The 19,568-nt window shown below is 42.9% G+C and carries 19 protein-coding genes; 13 read left to right on the forward strand and 6 right to left on the reverse strand.

All coding sequences use genetic code 11. The features are described 5' to 3' along the window. The first annotated feature begins 305 nt into the window (after positions 1-305). On the forward strand, positions 306-2,756 hold the full coding sequence (locus AC1D0K_RS20455; protein WP_477391262.1) for a DUF5686 and carboxypeptidase regulatory-like domain-containing protein: 2,451 nt from the start codon (positions 306-308) through the stop codon (positions 2,754-2,756). A 268-nt stretch (positions 2,757-3,024) separates the two neighbouring features. Continuing rightward, positions 3,025-3,903, forward strand: a complete 879-nt coding sequence (dapA, locus tag AC1D0K_RS20460) for a 4-hydroxy-tetrahydrodipicolinate synthase (RefSeq protein WP_477391260.1) — start codon at positions 3,025-3,027, stop codon at positions 3,901-3,903. Positions 3,904-4,070: 167 nt separating this feature from the next. On the opposite strand, the gene AC1D0K_RS20465 is transcribed toward dapA, so the two are convergent. Continuing rightward, positions 4,071-4,250: a histone H1 gene (locus AC1D0K_RS20465; RefSeq protein WP_090652322.1), complete on the reverse strand. Its 180-nt coding sequence runs from the start codon at positions 4,248-4,250 to the stop codon at positions 4,071-4,073. Positions 4,251-4,739: 489 nt separating this feature from the next. Here AC1D0K_RS20465 and AC1D0K_RS20470 point away from each other — a divergent pair, with 489 nt between their 5' ends. The 3 genes from AC1D0K_RS20470 (at position 4,740) to AC1D0K_RS20480 (ending at position 6,686) form a co-directional block, all read left to right on the forward strand. Further along, positions 4,740-5,387 (forward strand): Crp/Fnr family transcriptional regulator, encoded by a 648-nt coding sequence (locus AC1D0K_RS20470; protein ID WP_477391258.1) that lies wholly within the window; start codon positions 4,740-4,742, stop codon positions 5,385-5,387. A gap of 121 nt (positions 5,388-5,508) precedes the next feature. Further along, positions 5,509-5,925 (forward strand): ABA4-like family protein, encoded by a 417-nt coding sequence (locus AC1D0K_RS20475; RefSeq protein WP_477391256.1) that lies wholly within the window; start codon positions 5,509-5,511, stop codon positions 5,923-5,925. Continuing rightward, on the forward strand, positions 5,922-6,686 hold the full coding sequence (locus AC1D0K_RS20480; protein ID WP_477391254.1) for a hypothetical protein: 765 nt from the start codon (positions 5,922-5,924) through the stop codon (positions 6,684-6,686). The genes AC1D0K_RS20475 and AC1D0K_RS20480 overlap by 4 nt, the downstream gene beginning before the upstream one ends. Before the next feature lie 8 nt (positions 6,687-6,694). Here the strand turns inward: AC1D0K_RS20480 and AC1D0K_RS20485 are convergent, their stop codons facing one another. Beyond that, positions 6,695-8,134 carry a glycoside hydrolase family 125 protein gene (locus AC1D0K_RS20485; protein WP_477391252.1) on the reverse strand — a complete coding sequence of 480 codons (1,440 nt, stop codon included), beginning with the start codon at positions 8,132-8,134 and terminating at the stop codon, positions 6,695-6,697. 204 nt (positions 8,135-8,338) lie between these two features. Here AC1D0K_RS20485 and AC1D0K_RS20490 point away from each other — a divergent pair, with 204 nt between their 5' ends. From AC1D0K_RS20490 to AC1D0K_RS20515, 6 genes are all read left to right on the forward strand, one after another. Then, a complete protein-coding gene (locus AC1D0K_RS20490; protein WP_477391250.1) occupies positions 8,339-8,845 on the forward strand; it encodes a protease in 507 nt (168 codons plus the stop codon). A 411-nt stretch (positions 8,846-9,256) separates the two neighbouring features. Further along, positions 9,257-9,817 (forward strand): NUDIX domain-containing protein, encoded by a 561-nt coding sequence (locus tag AC1D0K_RS20495; RefSeq protein WP_477391248.1) that lies wholly within the window; start codon positions 9,257-9,259, stop codon positions 9,815-9,817. Between the two features lie 41 nt (positions 9,818-9,858). Further along, positions 9,859-10,590, forward strand: coding sequence for a lysophospholipid acyltransferase family protein (locus tag AC1D0K_RS20500; protein WP_477391246.1), 732 nt, complete (start codon positions 9,859-9,861; stop codon positions 10,588-10,590). A gap of 572 nt (positions 10,591-11,162) precedes the next feature. Further along, entirely contained in the window at positions 11,163-11,636 is a 474-nt protein-coding gene (locus AC1D0K_RS20505) for a ribonuclease H-like YkuK family protein (protein ID WP_295717807.1), read from the forward strand. A gap of 60 nt (positions 11,637-11,696) precedes the next feature. Beyond that, the gene (locus AC1D0K_RS20510; protein ID WP_477391244.1) at positions 11,697-12,533 is read left to right on the forward strand and encodes a sulfurtransferase; all 837 of its coding nucleotides are present in this window, start codon (positions 11,697-11,699) and stop codon (positions 12,531-12,533) included. Positions 12,534-12,576: 43 nt separating this feature from the next. Next, a complete protein-coding gene (locus AC1D0K_RS20515; RefSeq protein ID WP_295717802.1) occupies positions 12,577-13,050 on the forward strand; it encodes an SRPBCC family protein in 474 nt (157 codons plus the stop codon). 323 nt (positions 13,051-13,373) lie between these two features. Here AC1D0K_RS20515 and AC1D0K_RS20520 read toward each other — a convergent pair whose 3' ends face one another. From AC1D0K_RS20520 to AC1D0K_RS20535, 4 genes are all read right to left on the reverse strand, one after another. Next, the gene (locus AC1D0K_RS20520) at positions 13,374-14,477 is read right to left on the reverse strand and encodes an NADH:flavin oxidoreductase (protein WP_477391242.1); all 1,104 of its coding nucleotides are present in this window, start codon (positions 14,475-14,477) and stop codon (positions 13,374-13,376) included. A gap of 28 nt (positions 14,478-14,505) precedes the next feature. After that, the gene (locus AC1D0K_RS20525) at positions 14,506-14,802 is read right to left on the reverse strand and encodes an ArsR/SmtB family transcription factor (protein WP_295717797.1); all 297 of its coding nucleotides are present in this window, start codon (positions 14,800-14,802) and stop codon (positions 14,506-14,508) included. 396 nt (positions 14,803-15,198) lie between these two features. Next, positions 15,199-15,981: a hypothetical protein gene (locus AC1D0K_RS20530; RefSeq protein WP_477391240.1), complete on the reverse strand. Its 783-nt coding sequence runs from the start codon at positions 15,979-15,981 to the stop codon at positions 15,199-15,201. Positions 15,982-16,051: 70 nt separating this feature from the next. Next, entirely contained in the window at positions 16,052-16,819 is a 768-nt protein-coding gene (locus AC1D0K_RS20535) for a hypothetical protein (protein WP_477391238.1), read from the reverse strand. 1,014 nt (positions 16,820-17,833) lie between these two features. Here AC1D0K_RS20535 and AC1D0K_RS20540 point away from each other — a divergent pair. Continuing rightward, on the forward strand, positions 17,834-18,763 hold the full coding sequence (locus AC1D0K_RS20540) for an ABC transporter permease (protein WP_477391236.1): 930 nt from the start codon (positions 17,834-17,836) through the stop codon (positions 18,761-18,763). Then, the gene (locus AC1D0K_RS20545) at positions 18,720-19,517 is read left to right on the forward strand and encodes an ABC transporter permease (RefSeq protein ID WP_477391234.1); all 798 of its coding nucleotides are present in this window, start codon (positions 18,720-18,722) and stop codon (positions 19,515-19,517) included. The genes AC1D0K_RS20540 and AC1D0K_RS20545 overlap by 44 nt, the downstream gene beginning before the upstream one ends. The last annotated feature ends 51 nt before the right edge of the window (positions 19,518-19,568 follow it).

Here is a 19,568-nt window from a genome sequence, read left to right on the forward strand (position 1 = left end):
ATTCAGGAGAGCATATTTTGTGAACCCTGTAAGGATTGTGGCGCCAGGCCTGTAATTGAACAACAGAAAAGTAAATTTATTGTAAGGTGCCCCACCGACAAAAATCACTATCAAACTAAAGCCGGATTAATAGATATTGACGATTGGAATCTGAAAAATAAAGTGCATCCTTCTTTGGGTGCAAAAAGCGCCCATCCCTCAAAAGAAGCTTCCTGATCAATTACCAAACGGCATTTCACATAATTTAACAATTTTCTGGCTTAACATTCAGTAAATAAGCTACATATTAGCATAAACTATGCTAAATGAAATTAACCGCGCTGTTTCTGCTGTTTTGGGGTTTAACTATCCGCGTGTTTTCGCAGCAGTTGAGTATCAGCGGCAAAATTACCGACGAAAATAACAAGCCCGTACCTTTTGCATCGGTTTATATAAAAAACACAACCAAAGGCGTATCTGCCAATAGCGAAGGAGCCTACCAGTTGCTGCTAAAGCCAGGTACTTATGAACTGCAGTTTAAGGCGGTAGGATTTGGGCAACAAAGCAAACAGGTATCACTCGCGCAAAACCAAGTGATAAACATCAGCCTGAAGACAGAGACCTATCAATTAAAAGATATAGCTATACATGCCGGGGGCGAAGATCCCGCTTATGCAATTATCCGCAAGGCCATAAAAAAGCGAAAGTTTTATTTAAATGAAGTAAATGCCTACACCTGCGATATTTATATAAAAGGGTTGCAAAAACTATTAGCTGCCCCAAAATCATTCATGGGTTTTGATGTGCAGAAAGCTACCAGCGAGGCCGGCCTCGACTCCAATCGTAAGGGAATTGTTTACCTTTCAGAGTCCGAATCAAAATACAGTTTTATGCGGCCCAACCTGGTACATGAGGTACAGGTATCATCAAAGGTATCGGGCTACAACCGGGCCTTTAGCTTTAACAGATCATCAGATATGCTGGTTAACTTTTACCAGAATTTCCAGAATTTGAAAAGCCTCAGCAACCGCCCACTGGTATCGCCCATTGCCGATAATGCCTTATTTTACTACAACTATAAACTAATAGGGATAACCGTTGAAAATGGCGAAACCATCAACAAGATACAGGTAACTGCAAAACGCGGTTATGACCCTTGTTTTGAGGGATATGTATATATACTGGATGATAGTTGGCGGCTTTCGGCATTGCAGCTTTTTATCACCAAAAAGGCCAATATTAATTTCGTAGATACACTGAAAATAAACCAGCAGTTTTACCCGGTAAATGACAAGATATGGATGCCGGCCTCTATTAAGTTTGAGTTTACCGGAGGGGTTTTCGGCTTTAAGCTGGGTGGGTATTTTATCAGCGTTTATAAAAATTATGATTTAAACCCGGTACTTAATAAAAAGGATTTTGTGGAGCGGATCAATATCAGTAAAGGTCATGATAAGGATTCTGTTTACTGGGCGCAGGAACGCCCCATACCGCTCACTGAGGAAGAAAAGACTGATTATGAGGTTAAAGGGAAGCTGGCCATTAAGCGCGAATCAAAACCTTACCTCGACTCGCTTGATAAAGCCAATAACACTTTTAAACTAAGCAATTTGCTGCTTACCGGCATTGATACCCGCAACCGGTACAAAAAGGCATATTTTCACTACGGGAGTGTGTTGAGCTCGGTTTTGTACAATACGGTTGAAGGGTTTGCTATAAACTACGGGGTGACTTATAGTAAGCTCATAGATACTATTGACAACAGCTTTATAACTGTAAATGCAAGGGCACGCTATGGGTTCAGTAATCATTTATTTAATGGTGTGGCCGGAATTGCTATCCCGGTAAAGCGGATGACGTTGAGTTTTAATGCCGGGTCTGATATTACTGATATGAACAATAATCAGCCCGAATCTCAACTTTTAAATTCGGTGTATAGCCTGTTCTATAGGCAGAATTATCAAAAGCTTTATCAAAAACAATTTGCGTCGGCATCCTTTTCCGGGCGGATCAGTGGCGGATGGCAGGCCAGTGCCTATGTGGAGTGGGCTAACCGTAAATGGCTGCCAAACAGCACAAACTATAGCTTTTTCCATCGTGATGACAGGCAGTTTACTTCAAATAATCCTTTGGTGCCTGCACAGGATGTTCCTTTGTTTCCCGAAAATCAGTCGTTTAAAATAAGCGCGCGCACCAGCTATGATTTTAGCAACCGGTATGAAACCTATCCGTTCGGTCGCAGATACCTGCCATCCAGCTATCCAACTATCGGTATAAATTATACCAAAGGAATAAAGGGAGTACTTGGAAGCGATGCGGATTACGACCAGCTGAGCGCCGATATTGCCAAATCAAATATCGACCTGGGTTTTTATGGGCAAACGTCTTTTTTTATTGGAGCAGGTAAATTCCTTAATGCAAGCAAGGTTTATTACCCCGATTACAAACATTTTGACGGTAACCAGCTGGTAATTTATAAGCCAGCTTTTAATCGCTTCCTGCTTTTGGATTATTATAATTTTAGCACGCCAGATAAATACATTGAAGGGCACCTGGAGCACAACTTCTCGGGATTTATTACCAATAAGATACCCTTTATCCGCAATTTAAAATTGAAGGAAATCATTGATGTAAATTACCTGTATGCGCCAACCCTTAAAAATTATACCGAGCTGGGTTTCGGCCTGCAATACCGCGCTATAAGGGTATTGTACGGTGTGAGTTATAACAGTGGGAGTAATATGAGAAACAATGTAGTGATAGGGATAGCTCTTTAGTACCAAGTTTTAGTATCAAGTATCAAGAACTTTTCTGTTAGTTTGATAGAGCACTCGCTGCTGATCTCACAAAATCTTGATATTTGATACTAATTACTTGATACTATCAGTAGTTTTCTGTTGCGATATCAGTGGTTTACTGCCGGTGAGAGCTGACCAAAATCTTGCTGTTCGATACAGCCTCATGCTACTAAACACACAAAATCTTGATACTTGATACTAACTACTTGATACTATCTCACTATATTAGCATCCTTTAAAATTACACATGAATATATTTTACGGAACGGGGGTAGCTATGGTGACCCCTTTTCATGCGGATGGTCAGATCGACTACGAAGGGTTGAAAAACCTTATTGAACATTTGATTGATGGCGGGGTGGAATACCTGGTATCATTAGGCACAACCGGCGAGAGCGCCACATTGAGCGAGGCTGAACGAAAACAGGTTTGGGCCTTTACTGCGGAAGTAGTGAATAAGCGCGTTGGCCTGGTTGCCGGTATAGGTGGTAATAATACTCATGAGGTTGTTGAACAGGTAAAAGCATTTGATACTACGGGTTATGATGCTATACTGTCAGCAAGTCCACATTATAATAAACCAACGCAGGAGGGTATTTATCAGCATTACAAGGCTATTGCCGGTGTTGCTAAGCTCCCTGTTATTTTATACAACGTACCCAGCCGCACCGGTAGCACTATCAGTGCCGAAACCACTGTGCGCCTGGCCAATGATTTTAATAACATCATCGGTATAAAGGAAGCCTCGGGTAATTTCGATTTATTTAACCACCTGATGCGTGACAAGCCCGAAGGATTTTTATTCATATCGGGCGATGATCCGGTTACGTTGCCTATGATGGCATTGGGGGCAGTAGGAGTAATATCAGTAATTGGTAATGCATTGCCACGGCAGCTATCAGATATGGTGCGTTTATTGTTAAATAATGATTACAAGGGCGCTCATGCCGCGCACTATAGCTTAATAGAATTTACCCGCCTGATGTTTGCCGATGGCAGTCCGGCTGGTGTTAAAACCGCTTTAAAGCATTTGGGCGTTTGTGGCGATACCGTGCGGTTACCACTGGTACAAGTGGGTAATACTACTGCAGAGGCCATTATTAAGGAAACACAAAAGTTTATTTAATAACGGTAAGCCGGATAGATTTAAAAAGAGGCCTCATCTTAATTGATGTGGCCTTTTTGCGTTTGTATTGGTGCTCAATTATCCGGTGCGGGATTTAATTCAATAAAAAACCCGGTTATTGATTGTAACCGGGTTTTTATCTGGAATAAGATAATTAAAAATCTTCCTTAGCTTTCTTTGTTTTTGGCTTCCTGAACCTCAAGGCGAATAGCCTGTGCCAGGTTTTTAAGATCTTGCATACCTTTGCGAACACGAGTTCCGGCAGCGCTGTTTCCTTTGTTGTAGAATTTGTCGGCGTCAGCCTCTAAAGATGCTACAAGCTCTTTTACTTCAGTAAATTTTTTCATTTAATTACTCCTTTTAAATTATGAGGTCTATTGTTTTTAATTAAAGCTAATCTATAAGGTTTTTTTTTAATTTAAAATTTTTGAAGACGAAAAATAATGCCTTTAAAGTGGTTTTTTTCAACATTTTTAACAATAGGAGGGTATTTATGTTTTTATTGAATACTATGAATATGGCAATATGCTATAGTATATTTTATTCATATTTAAATGATATGGATAATAATTAAAATATGGTGATATTAAATAGTATTTAATGATTTTTAGCTTAAATAAGCCTTATTTGATTGGTGTATTTAATTCGCAGATAATAAGTTTGTCGACACGGCGGATTTTTTGATCTTTTTAACCCCCGCGAGCTTGTCGGTCGCAGGGGGTTAGGTTGTATAGGAATAGGCGAAACAAAAACTTCCTGACGATCTGTTGGTATATTTTTTAAGAGCCTCTAATTGATCTTTTGATTCGCGTTACCAGCCCGCTTTGCACCTCATTATGAATATTCAATGTATATTTGATACAATGCTTTTAAGGCAGATTGCCCTTTACAGCAACTTTACTATGTACGAAGTTATTACCCAATCCTTACGTAAACTCGTTGACTTTACCGACGAAGAGCTTTTTATGTTTATGCAAAAGCTTAAGGTGGTAGCCTTAAAAAATTATGGCTTTTACTTAAAGGAAGGCCAGACTTGCAAAGGTATGGTCATTGTACAAAAAGGTTGTTTGCGCTATTTTTCGCGGGACGAGAAAGGCGATCATACCATAGGTTTTGCTTTTGAAGGCGAATGGATTGGTGATTATGAAAGCTTTTTATTGCAAGCTCCGTCACCCGATTTTATTGAAGCCATTGAAGATACTGAGCTTTTTATACTGAGTTATGCCGACATGCAGGCACTTTACAATCATAGCCAGCGTTTTGAAAGATTTGGCCGCATCATAGCCGAAAGATTATTTATCGATACGGCAAGAAACAATCGCAATTTAAAAGTGCAATCGGCCGAAAACCGCTATCGGGAATTGCTAAATACCCAACCCCGCATTTTTGAGCGGCTGCCTCAGCACATGATTGCCTCGTATCTGGGTATTCAACCTCAAAGCCTTAGCCGCATCAGGGCTAAGCTATCTAATTCTAAAAATTAACTTAGGTTAATAAATTTGTTGCTCTTTTTAACCCCATGTCATTTTTAAGCTAAGCCATTAGTCCCAGTTTTGTAGTGTGCATTTATTTATGCTGTACACATCAACTTAAATTAAAAATAATATGAATCCAGATCAGGTATTTTCGGCAGTAGGGGCAATTGCCGCTTTGCAATGGCTGCTGCTCATCGTACTCCCCAAATGGAAGGTTACAACGTGGCTAATTGATCATGCAGTTGTCCCCTTGCTGTTATCTGTTATCTATTGCATTTACATTATGGGCTTTTTTAATACGTCGGGTGGTGGCTTTAACTCGCTGCAGCAGGTACATGTGCTTTTTAATAATGATAACCTGTTGCTTGCCGGTTGGGTACATTACCTGGCTTTTGATTTGCTGATAGGGTTCTCTATCCTCAAATCGGCGCAGGCAAAATCAATTTCGCATTGGCTGTTGATCCCATGCCTGGCACTTACATTTATGTTTGGCCCATGCGGTTTCCTGCTTTATCAAATTATACAAAAAGTAAAAACAAGTAAATGAAAACGTTATTCAACTTTATTAAAACCAAAAGCCCGGTATTTTACTATTGTGGGTTGGGGCATCTGGCCTTGTTTATACTGATGGTTATCGTAGCGCAGTTTGATCATCGGCAACTTATGGGCATCAACCTATGGATAAAACCTATCAAGTTTGCTATCTCCATAGCCATTTACTGTTTAACGTGGCCTTTGCTGTTGCAGTACCTGCCGTTTGAGCAGATCAAAAAACGCTTTGTAAACTTCAGCGTATTTGCTTTGACGTTTGAAATGCTGGCCATTGCCAGCCAGGCTGCCAGGGGGCAGCTATCGCACTACAATACATCCAGCCTTTATAACGCCATTTTGTTTAGTTTAATGGGGGGAGTTATTGTTTTGCAAACGCTGTTTGCCCTTTATATGGGGTATATGTTTTTTAAAGTAAGCGCGGTGCAAATAAGCCCGGCTTTATTATGGGCAATTAGGCTCGGTATTATCATGGCAGGTGTATTTGCCCTTGAGGGTGGCGTAATGGCCTCACAATTGGCACATACGGTTGGCGCTGCTGATGGTGGCCCCGGTTTGCCGCTTTTTAACTGGAGCCGCAGTGCCGGCGATTTGCGGATAGCACATTTTATGGGGTTGCATGCGCTGCAAATTGTACCGCTTTTTGTTGTACTCGTCAAAACTAAAAAAGCAAAGCCGGCAATTGTTTTTGCCGGCCTGTATTTTGTAATTGTGTCCTTGTTGTTTTATAATGCCATGTTGGGTAGGCCGCTGTTTTAAAACAGTCATTATAACATCTTCTGCAAAATATCCGGGTGATGCGCATGCACCTTAATGATGAGTTCGCCAAATAAGGTATTTGCCCAGGCAAACCATTTACGGGTAAAATTGCTGGCATTATCTTTATGGAAACCTTCGTGCATAAAGCCCGTACCTGCATGGGTGTTTTTTAACATGTGCAAACAGCGGGTTATTTCGAGCTTATTGGTTGATGTTAAGGCGCGCATGGTAATTGCCATTGGCCATATAAAATCTATCCCTACGTGCGGGCCGCCAATGCCTTCGGCAACCTTGCCTTTAAAAAAGTATGGGTTATCTAAACTAAGTACAAAGCGGCGGGTGTTTTGGTATAATGGGTCGGTAACGGGCAATGAGTCAAGGTAGGGCAGGGCCAGCAGGCTGGGAACATTGCTGTCATCCATCAATAATTGATTACCATAACCATCAACCTCAAAAGCTAAAATTTTGCCGTATACAGGGTGATTAACTACAGCGTATTTTTTAATAGCGGCTTCCACTTCGGCGGCAAGGGCTTTGCACTCGGCCGCTGTTTTGGCGTCTTTACCTATCACACTAAACATTTCTGCCATCTGCCTTAAGCTGGTAACCGCAAAATAGTTTGAGGGGATGAGGAAAGGGTAAATAGTAGCATCATCCGACGGGCGGAAGATAGAGCAGATTAAGCCAACAGGTTTTACCGGGTTGCCATAGCCACGGTTTGGCGCCGTATCACTGGCGGTTTCGGTTTTACGCTGAAAATGGTATGGGCCTTTGCCGTTTTTACGTTGCTGTACTTTAAAAGTATCTAATATGGTTTTGCCTGCTTTTTGCCAGTTATCGTCAAAAAAGCTGCTGTCGCCGCTAATTTTCCAATAGTTGTAAGCTAAACGCACCGGGTAACAAAGTGAGTCAATTTCCCATTTGCGTTCATGCAGCTCGGGCTTCATGTCGGTAACGTCGGTATCCCATTCGCTGCCGGTTGGGCCTTCGTTAAAGGCATTGGCATAAGGGTCTATTAACACACATTTTGCTTGTCGGCTCAATACCCCTTGTATAACCTTTTTAAGTTCGGGGTCTGTTTTTATAAGGGGTAAGTATGGCCAAACCTGTGCCGATGAATCGCGCATCCACATGGCAAAAATATCGCCGGTGATTACAAATGTGTCAGGTTTGCCGTCCTTTTCGGAGTAATTAACGGTGGTATCCAGCGTGTTTGGATAGCAGTTTTCAAAAAGCCAGGCTACTTCAGGATCTTTGATGTCGGCTTTAACTTTTTGTATGATACTTTCAACCGCTTTGCTGGTGAATTTGCGGTCTGCAAGTTTTGGGCGGCGGCTTTCAAATACAGGTGCAGTATTGCCAAGCCAGGCGGGTACAGGCACAGCGCTAAGGCCTAAACCGGCAGTTGCTACGCTGTTAATTTTAATGAAATGTCTTCTGGTAATCATAAGTAGTTTAAATGGTAGAGTGTAAAATTATAAAAGCGTTTTATAATCCAAAAAAAATCGTGCTAAATTAATTTACCTGTTTTATAACGCAGATAGACTGGTGTATTTACAGGGGTTAATTTAACACAAATTTTAATTCTATTTTACAGGTCAAAGACGGTTTCAAGCTGATAAAAGGAATACTTTTGCAGAATGAAAAACTATATGTTAATATTATCTGCAGCAATGATGGTGATTTCTGCCTGCAGCGTTAATACATCCAAAAACACCAGTCATAAGCCAGATTCCGCAACACAACAAAATGCTGATAAACCTGTAGAAAAAGGCCTCGTTGCCGAAATGCAGATCAGGGATACCATTAAAGTTGGCGATTCGGTATTGTTGAAATTTACGGTTTTTAACCATGCCGATAGTGCGCAGCATTTTTGTAAATGGCATACCCCTTTTGAGCCCTTGATGAGCAAATACCTGGAAGTTAAAGACGAGAATGGGGAGGAAGTTGACTACAGGGGGGCCATGGCCAAAAGGATAATGCCGCCACCGGCAAGTAGTTATATAAAAGTTAATCAGAAAGGCAGCATTTTATCCATGGTTGATGTGTTGAAAGGGTTCGCTATTGATAAACCGGGCAAATATACCATCACTTATGTAGGCCAAAACATGAGCGGCCTGGTAGTGAATAAAAGCGTTGCTTTTGTTTATATAAAGTAGTATTGGCTTGATCTCTTTGAAACTTGTAAATAAAAATATAGCGATGGATTAAAAGCCAGAAGTGTTCGAAAGCTTTTTTATTCCCTCCCAACGGGAGGGGTGCGGTTGGGAATGCGCGCAAAAGCAGGGAGGGATTTCTAAAAGCGACGAGAAATGCGGCAGTGAATGGCTGGTCAAACCCCTACCTCCTCCTTCCCCGAGGAAGGAATCGCACATCCTCCTGCTCCTTTTAACCTTTCGAACACTCAAGGTTTAAAGCTCATCGCTATATTTTATATTCACTTTACGGCAGTTTTTTCTAAACCGCGGTTATTTGTTTAAAATCAATCGGTTTATTTGGGTATAAAATTTTAGGCCATTTCCCTGTTTTTTATCCTTCATCCTTTGTGCAAATATTACTATTTTAACCCCATGTTGCATCCCGAAGATAACCCCTGGAAAATAACCTCCGAAAAAGTAATATATGACAACCCCTGGATAAATTTAACCGAGTACCAGGTAATAAACCCATCCGGTAATCCCGGCATTTACGGCAAGGTGCATTATAAAAACCTGGCCATAGGTATTTTACCGCTTGATGATGAGCTAAATACCTACCTGGTAGGGCAGTATCGTTTTGCGCTGAACCAATATAGTTGGGAAATGCCCGAAGGCGGTGGCCTTGATCATACCGATCCGCTGGATGCTGCAAAGCGCGAACTGCTGGAAGAAACAGGCCTGAAAGCCAACCGGTGGACCGAAATTCAACGCCTGCATCTCAGTAACTCGGTAAGTGATGAGCTGAGCATTATATATGTAGCCCGCGACCTGGCCCAGTTTGAAGCCGAGCCGGAAGATACCGAACAGCTGATAATTAAAAAACTACCGTTTGCCAGCGTATACCAAATGGTTTGCGATGGTGAAATCACTGATGCGATGACGGTTGCCGCAGTGTTAAAAGTGCAATTGCTGATTATAGAAAACCGGATATAGACCATCGGTTTCTACAAAATAAACCTAAATTTGCCAGTCGAATGAAAAAATTTTTAGGCTATTTTCTTACTCCGATAGCAACAGGAGTGTTTTTATTGATACTTATTATATTTCAACCTATCCAGTGGGTGTGCCTTCGTTTTTTCGGTTATTCGGCACATAAAAGGTCGGTGGATATTTTAAACCTGTTCCTTTTACGCTCGGTATACGTGTTAGGTAACACGGTTACCTTCATCAACAAACAAAATCTGCCGGTTGGGCGACCTATTATTTTCCTGGCCAATCACCAGGGGCTGCTTGATATACCACCGCTCATCTGGTATCTGCGTAAATATCACGCTAAATTTATTTCAAAAATTGAGCTTACCAAAGGCATTCCGTCCATCTCCTTTAACCTGAAACATGGTGGTGGCGCCAATATTGATCGTAAAGATGGCAGGCAATCAATTAGCGAAATTGTAAAGCTTGCCCAGCGAATGAAAGAGAATAAATGGTCGGCGGTGATATTCCCAGAGGGTACCCGTTCAACAGACGGTACAGTAAAAACCTTCCAGGTTGGCGGCATTGCTACGATTCTTAAAAAATGTCCCGAGGCTTTGCTGGTACCTATCGCCATAAAAGATTCCTGGAAAATGATCCAATACGGACAGTATCCGCTCAATACTTTTACGCCGATGACCTGGGAGGTGCTTTCACCAATTGAACCTGCCGGCCGCCCCATGGAAGACCTGGTGCTGGAAGCCGAAAACGCTATCAGGGCAGCGTTGAATTAAACACGATTTAAGGATCGCGCAGGATTTACAGGATTTTTTTTGATGGGTCTGTTTTAATGTGTCTGTAATATGCGGTGGTTAAAGAGCTTACCGTTTTTATTCCAGATGTTTGCGCCTGATTTGTAAGCCGGTTTTTTAATTCCCTCCCAACGGGAGGGGTGCGGCTGAAATGCGCGCAATGGCAGGGAGGGGTTTTGCCGATATTCATCTGCGACATACTTGAACGCCTGATTTAACCCCTACCTTCCCTTCCCCGAGGAAGGAATCGCACATTGCCCCTGCCCTTGCTTCCGCAGGTATATCTACACAATCATCCTCCGTCTGCACACCTGTAATCTGCATATTAGTCCTCCATCCGCACATCTGTAATCTGCATATCTGCACATCTTTGTTCTGCACATCGGAAAAATTCCACTCAATCCTCAAATTGTCATGAAAAAACGCGATCTTGTTGATATTCAGCTAAATGTTAACAAATAAATCATATGTAGTTTACGTTTATATGAAACCTTATCGCTTATTTTTATAGACCTATAAAATGGGTCAGCTAAAATTAACTAAAATCAATTTTTATGACCTGGAGAAAATTCAGCGGTGAGGTAATCCAATCGCCCATTATGGAAGAGGTAGAAAGGGCGATTGAACGCGAAGCCAACCTCGGCAACAAACTTAAAGTATGTATCGGAACCGATTCGCAGGTTAAAGGCACCGTAACTGATTTTGCTACAGTTATTGTTTTTGTACGGGAGCAGCGTGGTGCATTTATGTTTATTCACCAGGAGCGTACATCACAAAAAATGAGCATCAAGGAGCGTATGCTTAGCGAGGTGCAAAAATCAATTGACATTGCCTACAAGCTTTGCGATTTGCTTGACCTGTACGATGTGGAACTGGAAGTACACGCCGACATTAATACCAACCCAATGTTTAAATCAAACCAGGCTTTGCACGAGGCTATGGGGTACATTTTAAGTATGGGTTTTGTATTTAAGGCTAAACCGGAGGCTTTTGCCAGCTCATACTGCGCCAATAAAATAGTGCAGTAAAAAGCTCAAAAGTAAAAGCGGTGTATTTATATTTGATCTTTACTACAGATCGAAATAACTATGTCGCCACTAATTGAAATTAACGATCCGGCTATGGCCGGCCCGAATACCATACTTATCGACGCCCGCGCCGGTAAAGATACCCATGACCGCTACCTTGCCGGTCACCTCAAAAATGCTGCCTATGTTGATCTGGACAGGGATTTGGCAGCTCCTGTTACCAATGCCGCAATAGGGGGTAGGCACCCATTACCCAATATTAATGATTTTGCAGCCCTTCTGGGTAAATTGGGGATAAGCCCCGATAGCCATGTGATTGTTTATGATGATAAAGCTGCGGCCTTTGGAGGTGCCCGTTTCTGGTGGATGCTGAAAGCCATTGGGCATCAAAATGTACAGGTATTAAACGGCGGATTGCAGGCTGCTACAGATGCGGGTATTGAGTTAAGCACCGAAGAGTACACGCCAAACGCGGTGGCGCCTTACCCGGTACTTGCCGGTTATACAGGCACTGTTGTTATTGAGGAAGTAGGTACAGCTGCGCATAACCCGGAAAGGATTGTGATAGATGTGCGGGAAGCCCCAAGATACTTAGGACAAACCGAGCCGCTTGATTTGATAGCCGGCCATATCCCCGGTGCGTATAACCTGCCTTATATTACCAACCTGGATGTTGACGGTAAATACCTGCCGGCCGAGGCGCTGCGTAAAATTTATGATGAAACCATTGGCGATGTAGCCCATGAGGATATCATTGTTCACTGCGGATCGGGCGTTACGGCATGCCACACCCTTTTGGGTATGGAGTACGCCGGCATTACCGGCCCCAAATTATATGTTGGCTCCTGGAGTGAGTGGTCAAGGCGTGATCTGCCAATTGGTACAACTACAAGATAAAAATGTATATTTACAACAATATTGTATTAATTGATATTGGCTTGTGAAAACATACGTTTTAAAAACCGAACAAAAAATCCCTATTTCCCTGGAGGAGGCCTGGGATTTTTTTTCATCGCCACTTAACCTGGCTAAGATCACTCCGCCCGAAATGAGCTTTGTGGTAACATCTGATTATACCGCGGATACAAAAATGTACCCCGGCATGATCATTACCTACAAAATATCGCCTCTGCTGGGCATCAAAATGAACTGGATGACAGAAATTACGCATGTTGCCGATAAGCAATACTTTGTGGATGAACAACGCTTTGGGCCCTACGCGTTATGGCATCACCAGCATCATTTTAAAGAGATAAAAGGTGGTGTGCAAATGAATGATATATTACACTACGCCATACCCTATGGCTTTATAGGTACCATCACCAACAAGGTTTTTGTTGGTAAAGAGGTGAACAAAATTTTTGCGTTTAGGGAAAAAGCTATTGAGGAGATGTTTGGGAAGTATAAGGGGTAGGCGTATTAAAAAAAGGCATTGCCTCGTTTCCATGACGTGTTAGCAAAAAAACTTTTGTCATCCTGAACGTAGTGAAGGATCTATTCTCCACCATGCTTCTTCGCCCTGCACAGTCTGCGAATAGATCCTTCGTTCCTACCTATGACAAGTTGTTGAATCCCAGACTTACGAAGTTTTAAAAACTTCGTAAGTCTTTCACCGCTTGTCATTTCCACCTTCAGAGTTCCTGGATTTCACAACTCAGGATGACAAACTTTTCAAAACGTCATTTCCCCTTCATTATCCCCTGAGATGTTCCGCAATGACAAAGCTTTTAATATATATTACACCAACTCCATCAAGGCCTCTTTACTAAAGCCTTTCAATTCATCTGTACGTTCTTCGCGGATTTTTTGTGTCCAATGAGGATCGGCCAATAAGGGGCGACCAACTGCTACCAGGTCAAAATCGCCACGGTCCATACGGTGCAATAATTCATCTAATGAGCTTGGGTTTGAGCTGGCACCTGCAAAGGCGGCTAAGAACTCTCCGTCCAACCCAACCGAACCAACTGTGATAGTAGCCTTACCGGTTACCTTTTTTGCCCAGCCGGCAAAGTTCAGATCCGATCCCTCGTATTGGGTTTCCCAGAAACGGCGTTGCGAGCAATGAAAAATATCCACTCCAGCATCGGCCATCGGGTTTAACCAGCTTTCCAGATCTTGCGGTGTTTTAGCCAGCACGTTATCATAGTCAGCAGGTTTCCATTGCGATAAACGTATAATCACCGCAAAATCGTCACCAACCTGTTTTCTTACCTCTTTAATAACTTCAATTGCAAAGCGGCTGCGTTCTGCTAATGTTTTACCGCCATAAATATCTGTGCGCTGGTTGGTGGCATCCCAAAAAAACTGGTCGATAAGGTAGCCATGGGCTCCATGTATCTCCACGCAATCAAAACCTAACCTTTTGGCGTCGGCTGCTGCACGGCCAAACGCGGCAATGGTATCGGCAATATCAGCATCGGTCATGGTATTACCATTGTTAAACCCCGGTCTGTTTAGGCCCGATGGTCCTTCAAAAGGCTGTGATGGAACCCAGCCCGAACGGTGGTTATCCATGATACCCATATGCCAGATCTGCGGCCCCATAGCACCACCGGCTGTATGTACATCGTTAATTACATTTTGCCAGCCGGCCAAAGCCTTATCGCCATAAAAATGCGGAATGTTGGCATCGTTTGATGATGATACACGATCGATAACGGTGCCCTCAGACAAAATTAAACCAACTTCACCTTCGGCACGTTTGCGGTAATAAGCGGCAACATCGGCGGTAGGCACTCCGTTTGGCGAAAATGAACGGGTCATAGGCGCCATCACGATACGGTTTTTGATATTTAATGATTTCAGGCTAAACGGCCTGAACAAGGTGTTATTAATGCTCATGGTATATGTTTATTGTTAAGTGTTTGTTTTATAGTTCAGACTCAATCAGTTTACTCAGCGCGGCAAATGCTTCTTCATTACGCTTGTAATAGGTCCACTGGCCAACACGGGTAGCGGTAACCAGCCCGGTACGCTGCATAAGCGAAAGATATTCCGAAACGGTAGATTGGGTAAGCCCGGCCTTTTGTTGAATTAGACCAACGCAAACCCCGTTCCCGAAACCAGATTCCTGTTTTGGGAAATTCTTTTCAGGTTCCTTAAGCCACTGTAAAATCTGCAGCCGGGTTTTGTTTGATAGTGCTTTAAAAATCTCTAACTGATTCATGGCACAAAGATATATCGACTTTTCCCGATATGTCAATTTGTAGCGCAGAGATGACATTGGGTTGATAAAGAGGGGAGTCGGGATAATGGAATCAGTAATTAAGAAGGATGTTGGATTTGCATATTTGTTATGCTACGTGCGGACCAAAAGCCGTGCGGCTATTTGCAGGGGGAGTGCTGAAGAGAAACCATCTCTTCAGCTACAAATCTTATGCAACAGGTAGTCAGCAATACATAGTTTAGAACAAGGTGTAGGAGATTTCTCCCCACCCCGGCGCTCAACTCCCAGCTGGCTCGTCGGAAAGGACAATCGGGTTGAATTATTGATAAAATTTAAAAGATAGGTACACTCCGTGATCAAATCGCCCCGGTTAGCAACCAATACCTGAACCGCTAATTACCAGATAAACAAAGGCACCAACCATATTGGTGATATGTAATAAGGATCGTAATAGGGTTGGTAATATTCTATTGTTTCTTCTTCAACAACGGTTGTAGTAGTGGTAGTGCCTCCGCCGCCGTTATTTGAATTATTGTTTTGTTTTTGTTCTTCCTCCATCAGCCTGATCATCAGCTCCGATCCCTGGTTTATCATATCTACCATGGCGTCTTTGCCAATATCGTCGGGTTTTATGGCGGTGTTGCAGATTTCTTCTATCTCGTTCCAGGCGTCATCAGCAACAAGGGCATTTTGCCAGCCGGCTACGGTAGTATCAAACCTGTTTTCGTTGATGAACGACATAAAAACAATTTCTGCCGGGTCTGCCTTTTTAAACATGGCCACGGCAATGCGCAGGTCGTCAAAGCGGTCGTCGTTGGTAAAATCAAACCAGGCATCATCGGTATCAAAATCAAAATAACTGTCGAAAGCGAACTCGCCCTTTTCAAGATCTACAAAGGAGAAAACGTCATAAACCTTCAAATATTCGGTATAACGTTTCATAAAGGTATCAAACACTCCGCGGCCCTTTGAGCTAACTTTATAGTTTGAACCCGAGCTAATGATGTAACCATTAGCAACCAGATCGGCAAATAAAGGTTGCAGTACAGCATCATCACCAGAAGCACCGTTACTAAACTGGTGGCTGCCGTTGATCATTTCGTTTAAAATAACGATTGCCTTAAATGTTTTTCTATTATCGTTTGATAAAACTGTGTTTTTTCTTAATTGAATAGCCATAACTATTGTTTAGAACGAATTTGAGGAAATCCGTGACTTTTAAAATTTATGAAAATTTCGCGTTGATATCTTATCGCCTGCGACCAAAGCCACCACGACTACGGCCAAAGCCCGACCTGCTGCCTGAACTTCTGCCGCTACCAAAGCTACTGCCAGAACTCCTGCTTCCAAAACCGCCGCTTCTTACCGTACCCGAATTGCTGCGTGTACCGAATGATCTTTGCGACCTTACCGGCTGACTTAAACTGCTCCTGCTGCTGCTTGTTCTTGATGACATGTGCGACGAAGTAGTTGGCCTGAAAGTGGTATAAGTACGGGTGCGGGTATAGTATGATGGATAATATCCGTAATGATACATCGGCACATAATAGCTATGCGGGCGCAAAAAGTAACTCAATATTAAAAAGTCGGTTAAGCCAAATGAGGAGTGGTAATAGTTATTATACCCTGCATAGCTTGGATTGCCCTGTATATCAAGGTTGGCCGAGTTATTATTGCCGGTAGGTTGCACATTTATGCTGGCCACTGTTACCGCCTGCGAGTTGCTCACATCGTCTATTACATTAAGCTTGTTGTTATCGGCTTCCTGCACTTTCAGGTAATCAATATTACCGTCCTTATCAAGGTCGAGGTTGTTGATCTGATTGGCGGGGTTGTTAATGGCTTTCTCCAGTGTTTGTGGGTCGGTACTGGTTTTTACGAACTGCGCCAGCTTATTTACATCAAAACCGGCAGTGGTGTTGTTTTCAATAGTTACATTGTTTTGCTGTGGCGGGTTTTGGTTACATGCAGAAACCAGCAATACCAAACCTGTAAGCGCTATAAATATTTTTTTCATGATATTTTTTGATGATTTGCCGGCATGGCAGTTTTATTGGTCATTGTTTGCGCCGGCTGACTTTTGTGTTTTAACTTTTTTATTTAGATGCAGAGATACTATGCGATGTTACAAAAAATATTGAATAACGTCAAGGAATAAGAATTAAGAGTTAAGAATCAAGAGTTAAGAATTAAGAATCAAGAATTAAGAATCAAGAGTTAAGACAAACCTAACCCCGCGATCTGTGTCTTCACAGATCGGTGCTCCAATTGCTGTACGAATAACCGCATAGTATAGAGTTGCTTCGTGCTTGTGACGGTTTTGTTTAGACAGGACGCACGGCTCTGCATAGCGGCTACGACTCACCCCGACGTCGCTGCGCTTGTCTGCCCCTCTCTTCACCTGCGGTGGAAATAGGGGGCGAAAAATTTTGTTGTTTTTCCATAGGTAACTTATTAAATCCCCTCTTTCCAGCGAAGCTGAAGAGAGGGTGACGAGCGCAGCGATGTCGGGTGAGACGTAACCTTGGTTAGTTTACGTCATTTCCACTTCAGAGTTTTGTCAACTTTTAGCTAACACCCCAAAGCCCTCATTGTCCCCAAAACCGCCAGCAGAATGGCTTCGGGCGAAAACGGACGAAACAGTGCGGGATTGTGCGGCAGCAGGGCATAGGAAGTTTTTGCACGTGCGTGGGACCAAGCGCTCGGGGGCAAAATAATTCCAGCCCAGGTTTTGTCCGTTTTGCAGGGCAGAGGCCGCGAGCGCAAAGAAGCATTTCTGCTGACAGCCCTTTTGGTTACTTTTGTGGCGACAAAAGTAACAGCCCTCCCGCGGCAACTGAGCGGGCCAATGTTGTCCATTACAACTAAACATTACCGTTACCCAAATAGCCGTAAATAGTTCGGAGATTGCTTCGTGACCTACAGCAATGAAGATAGTTGAGATTGAAAGTTCATTATAAACTTCAAAATATCAATCTGTAACCCTATTTTAGGGCTTATTAATAAACATCCCGACCTAAACACATCAACCATGATCAAAAACTACTTTAAAACTACGTTAAGATACCTGTGGAAGAACAAAATCTTTTCTTTGATCAATATCATTGGCCTGGCTACCGGGATCTGCGTTTGTTTTTTTGCACTGCTATATGTTCATTTCGAATTAAACCACGATACCTATAATCAAAAAGCCGACAATATTTACCGCCTGGTAACCGACATAAAAACATCAACGGACATCAAGTACGAAAGCACATCAACCCCCATGGGGCCCGAAATAAAGGCGGTTTTCCCCGAAGTAAAAGATATGGCCAGGATTATGATGGATGATATGATTTTGCAGAGCAACCCCAACAATGCCATAAAGGAAGAGGTAGCCTATGCAGATTCATCCGCCTTTAAAATATTTTCATGGCCGCTGCTGCGAGGCGATATCAAGCACTTATTTAACGCCCCCTGCGATGTGGTACTTTCCGAAACCGCGGCAAAAAAATACTTTGGCAATGCCGACCCAATGGGGCAAACCATGCTGATCAACGGAAAGGCCAAATGCAGGGTAACCGGCATCATGAAGGATATCCCTTATAATTCGCACCTGCGGGTCGATGTTATTTTCTCGGTAGCTACTTTAATAGATCAGGATTGGGAGGGCCACTGGACCCGCTTTGGCTTTTATACCTATCTGTTATTGAAGCCCGGCGCGTCTGCGGCAGCCCTGCAGGCCAAGTTTCCGGCTTTGATAAATGATAATATAAATCAAACCGACTTTAAGTATAAATTGGCATTGGAGCCATTAAAAAAAGTTTATTTATATGGCAAACCACGCGGGCACCGTACAGGCGCATCGGCCAGCGGCAGCATTACCAATGTAAGGCGAAAAGCAACAGCAACGACCCGACGTTTATTTTATCGACGATGTGTTTCTGAAGCAGTATCATATAGATCTTATTGCCGGGCGTAATTTTCAAAAAAATACAGCGCTCGATTCCATGAAGGCCATGCTCATTAACCAGGCCATGTTAAAAAGCCTGGGCTTTAAAAGGCCCGAAGATGCCATTGGCAAACACTTTAAACAGCTCAACCACACCGGCGAGATTGTGGGTGTGATCAGGGATTTTCATAACCATTCTTTTTTAGAAACCGTTCAGCCCTTAACGGTAAGGGTTGATTCCAGTCATTTAACCAATATTACTGTTGATATCACATCAACTGATGTAAGGTCGACCGTCAATAAACTGGAATCCACCTGGCGAAAAATACTCCCGGACGTTCCCTTAGTGTATTTTTTTGCTGATGATGCCTACAACCAGCAATATATAGCCCAGGAACGTTTTGGCAAATTGTTTATCTGCTTCGCCATTGTGGCTATCGTGATCTCATGCCTTGGGTTATTAGGTCTGTCGGCTTATAACATTGCCCAGCGCAAAAAGGAGATCAGCGTACGTAAAATCCTGGGCGCATCGGTAATTAATATCAGCCTCCTGCTATCTAAAGATTTTATCAAACTCATCCTCATTGCCCTGCTCATTACGTCGCCGGCGTCCTGGTGGCTCATGCACAACTGGCTGCAAAACTTTGCCTACCGCATCAACATCCCCGCATGGATCTTTATCTCCTCGGGCATGGCTGCTATGTTTATTGCGTTGGTTACCATCAGTTTCCAATCTGTTAAAGCTGCAATTGCTAATCCGGTGAGGAATTTGAAAGCGGAGTAATTATGGCGTAACCCTCCTTGGGTCGGGTCGGGCTATTCACTTATACGGCTT

Source organism: Mucilaginibacter sp. P1_A3 (assembly GCF_056406855.1).